At 44.3% G+C, this 3,904-nt stretch carries 4 protein-coding genes; all 4 read right to left on the reverse strand.

Annotation, left to right across the window (positions count from 1 at the left end; translation table 11 throughout):
• Positions 1-615 (reverse strand): DUF1080 domain-containing protein (locus tag VF500_RS04485; protein WP_330858531.1); only part of this gene is annotated, 615 nt, incomplete at its 3' end.
• A 143-nt stretch (positions 616-758) separates the two neighbouring features.
• Positions 759-2,090: a Gfo/Idh/MocA family oxidoreductase gene (locus VF500_RS04490; RefSeq protein WP_330858532.1), complete on the reverse strand. Its 1,332-nt coding sequence runs from the start codon at positions 2,088-2,090 to the stop codon at positions 759-761.
• A 294-nt stretch (positions 2,091-2,384) separates the two neighbouring features.
• Positions 2,385-3,203, reverse strand: a complete 819-nt coding sequence (locus tag VF500_RS04495) for a peptidoglycan-binding domain-containing protein (protein ID WP_330858533.1) — start codon at positions 3,201-3,203, stop codon at positions 2,385-2,387.
• Between the two features lie 170 nt (positions 3,204-3,373).
• The coding region (locus VF500_RS04500; protein ID WP_330858534.1) for an aldo/keto reductase at positions 3,374-3,904 on the reverse strand (531 nt) is incomplete at its 5' end.

Here is a 3,904-nt window from a genome sequence, read left to right on the forward strand (position 1 = left end):
AAAATAAACCTTTTTACCGGCTTGCTTTTCCTCACTTACTGCATGAACCTGCAGTGCTATGAAGCCCTTGCTGTCGACAGTGTCAACTACGTCACCGGCCGGCACACCATTTACCCAGGTTTTCATTTCGTTGCCGATGCATTCAATCCTGATGTGATTGTATTCGCCTACTTTAAATGCTTCTTTGGCTTTCGGGTTCAGGTCAAGCGGGTACAGCCAGTCGCGCCGTCCTTCATCATAAATACCGCCGGTCCATTTACGTGATGACGGATCGATCTCAAACTGCCTGCCATAAACCTTGCCTTTGCCCTTATTGCCTTCCGGATCGTAATGGCTACGGGTTTGTACGCCCGAATTGCTTAGCTCGCTTTCAATTTTAGCATCCAATTCTAATATGAAATTGCCGTATTCTTTTTCTGTAACTAAAAATGAATTGCCGGAGTTAAGTACCGTGGTACCCACTATGGCACCATCTTCTACCTTATAATCGGCGGTACCGGCAAGGCGTTTCCAGCCTTTAAGCGTTTTACCATCAAATAATTTGGTTTGAGCGCTCACCGGACTGAATGCCGTTGACGCCAGAAGCATAATTGCAGGGTATATTATTTTTTTCATTGATTGATATTTTCTTGTTTGATTTTAAATAGATGTCACTGCGAGCGATAGTGCGGCAATCTCGTCGCCAATGTATTTTCGACATGCACAGCTACGAGATTGCTTCGTCGTTCCTCCTCGCAATGACATAAAAAAACAGGCATTTATACCTTCACCTCCCAGCCCTTTTCGTACTCCCTGCTCCAAAGCTTTTGCGCTTCGGGATCATTCAAAATATGGCCGTTGTTTGGGTCTATATGCAGCACGCGGTCAACGCGGTACGAGATATTGCCCAATTGCGGTAACAAGGTTGATTTAAAGCCGATCTCTATTGGACAGTTCAGTTTATCGGTCCCTCTTACCGAATCGGCAAAGTTTTTCATGTGGAAACCATCCAGCGCCTCCGTTGGGCTCACCTTGTTTGTGCCATCGACCTTGGTATCGTCCTTAACCTCTTTTACCAGTTTATTATCGCCATCATAAACACGATAGCTATTGCCGCTGTCGTAAAACAGGGTTCCTTTATCGCCATAAAACACTACCCCCCTGCTTAATTTTTCGATTTCGAAGCCATTACAACTCCGGCATTCCCATTCTGCAGCGGTATTATTAGGAAAGTTATAGAGGATATTTTGCGTATCGGGAGTTTGCCAGTCATCATCAAAATGAAACCGTCCTCCTGTTGATACTACCTTGTTAGGATAATCAACGCCAAGCCCCCAGCGAATCACGTCCAGCTCATGTGTGCCATTATTCAGCGCCTCGCCTGTGCCCCAATTCCAGAACCAGTGCCAGTTATAATGAATCAGGTTATCCTGGTAAGGCCGTCGCGGTGCAGGCCCCTGCCATAAATCATAATTTAAATTAGCGGGTACAGACACTTGTTTCCCTTTGCCAATAGTTGAGCGATGATTGGTATACCAGCCTTTAGCATAATAAGTACGACCGATAACACCATCATGCAGCTCTTTTACCATGGCTTGTACATTGGAGAATGAACGGCGCTGGCTCCCCATTTGCACCAGGCGTTTATATTTATTTGCTGCTTCTACGGCCATCTCCCCCTCGTGAGGGTTGTGGCTGCAAGGTTTCTCCACGTATACATGCTTACCTGCCTGGCAGGCCATAATCGTTGCAGGTGCATGCCAGTGGTCGGGCGGAGCTACTACTACTGCGTCAATATCCTTTATCTCCAGCATTTTGCGGATATCCGTTAAGCCTTGCGGCTTTTTCCCGGTTTGTTTATAGATCGCATCAATCGTTTTAGCAACCACGTTCGAATCGACATCGCAGATGTAACCGATCTCCACATTGGGTAATTTGGCAAAACTTTGGGCAAGATATAGCCCACGGCTATTAGTACCCATCATGCCTAAAACCAATTTTTCGTTAGGTGACCCTTTAAAAAATCCGGCAGCTTTTGATAGTTGCGGCGCAAGCAGAAAACTTGTACCCGCTACGGCGGTTGATTGAATAAACTTTCTACGGTTAATCATACTCAAAACAGGTTAATTGGATTTATAAGCACACCCCGGCGGGCTGCCCCGCAAATTAGCTAAGTTTTGTAAAGGGCTAAAGCTATCGGGCAATTTTTTTATGAAGCAATTGTAATTTAACTGTTACTTAATTGAGCTGAAAGCGAAAGGCATAAAGCTTAAAGCTGATGGTCAGGTTGCTTAAGCGTTAAATTAGCTTTAAGCTTTCCGCCTTAAGCCTTTGGCTTTTAGCTTATAAAAAACAGAAAGCCCCAATAAAGGGGCTTAAGGGGGTATTAACTGCAGGGAAGACTTTTATACAAGGGGCTGTATTGAAAATACATCCAGCTTTGAAGTTTGAAAGTTACGTACACGCTTGTATACGCCGTTTCCGTTGCTGCTTCCGTCGGTATTGGTATTTCCTTCTATCGTGTCAAACAGATCGCCGTGTACGCCGATAATAAGACCAGTGTGAAACCAGTCGTTAGGTGTTTTTTGAACCAGGAAAATATCACCGGGCTTTACTATCGAAGGATTAGCCCTCACAGTTGCAACTCGGCTTAGCAAGCCTTTGGCGATGCCGGTAGTGCCTACTGTATCGCAACTATAGGTTAATGGCATCAGCGTGCGAAAATCTTTGCCCAATTGCGTAGCAGCCTGGTCAATAATGGTTTGTACAAAACCCATGCACCAAAACCATGGTGTTCCTTCGTTATTATCCATATAAGCCCTTACCCATGGGCCGCTATTACTTTGGCCCTTAATAACAAGCTCAAATGGCGCATTACTTAAATGCTGAATGGCTGTATTCACAATCAATTCCCTTAAACCGGTTCCCGGTACAGGGCTTTTGAATGCATTTACCATGGGTTGGGTTAGCGCTGCAAAAACAGTGCTATCAACAATACCTGTTTGAGGCAGATTTTTCGCCTTCTGGAAATTTTTAACTGCTGTTTCTGTACCCGGGCCAAAACTGCTGTCAATCCCAGTTGCCGTGCCCGCCGAAGGGTTGGTAACGGCATACAAATTAAGCCAGCTTTGAATTTTAGATACTTCTTTTTGATTATTTGAAGCACTACCTTTTTGCTGGGTACCAGATAGGACTATTTCTTTTAGGTATTGTTTTTTGATCATACAGGAAAGGTTTAATAGTGATAAGGTTTAGATATCATATAATAATTTCGATATCGCATTCCCTTTAAAACAAAACTAAAGCAATCCTTACAACTATAACAGCGTACTGTTACGGGATTTAAAAGAAAAGCTTACGTAAAACTACGTAAGCTTTTCTTATTTAATACTTTTTAATACTGTATCGGCAGCGGTACCAGTTTTAAATTTTGGCGCTGGTGCCAGTACGGATATATCGGATCTACCTCGCTGGCGGCATCCAGCTTTTTAACCTGCTCAATCGTTAAATTCCATCCTATAGCGCCAAGGTTTTGTTTAAGCTGTTCTTCATTACGGGCACCGATTACCAGGTTGGCAACGGTAGGTCTTTGCAATAGCCAATTCAACGCTACTTGTGCCACAGATTTCCCTGTTTCTTCGGCAACTTCATCAAGTGCATCGACAATGTTGTACAAGTGATCAAAATTTGTAGCAGGTCCGTGAGCGCCGCCCTGTACAGTTCTGGAATGTTCCGGGATTGGCACCCCTCTCCTGAATTTTCCACTTAGCTGACCGGATGAGAGCGGGCTCCAAACAATGGTGCTTACCTTTTGGTCGATACCTAAAGGCATCAGCTCCCATTCAAACTCGCGATTAAGTAATGAATAATAAGCCTGATGAGCAACATAACGGCTCCAGCCATATCTTTCAGATACCGAAAGCGA

The sequence above is a fragment of the Mucilaginibacter sp. genome, assembly GCF_036383575.1.
Lineage (GTDB): Bacteria > Bacteroidota > Bacteroidia > Sphingobacteriales > Sphingobacteriaceae > Mucilaginibacter.

What these genes read in the sequence shown, in the direction of transcription:
- VF500_RS04490 (WP_330858532.1), bottom strand. Translation starts at nt 2,090, where the DNA reads ATGATTAACCGTAGAAAGTTTATTCAATCAACCGCCGTAGCGGGTACA.
- VF500_RS04495 (WP_330858533.1), bottom strand. Translation starts at nt 3,203, where the DNA reads ATGATCAAAAAACAATACCTAAAAGAAATAGTCCTATCTGGTACCCAG.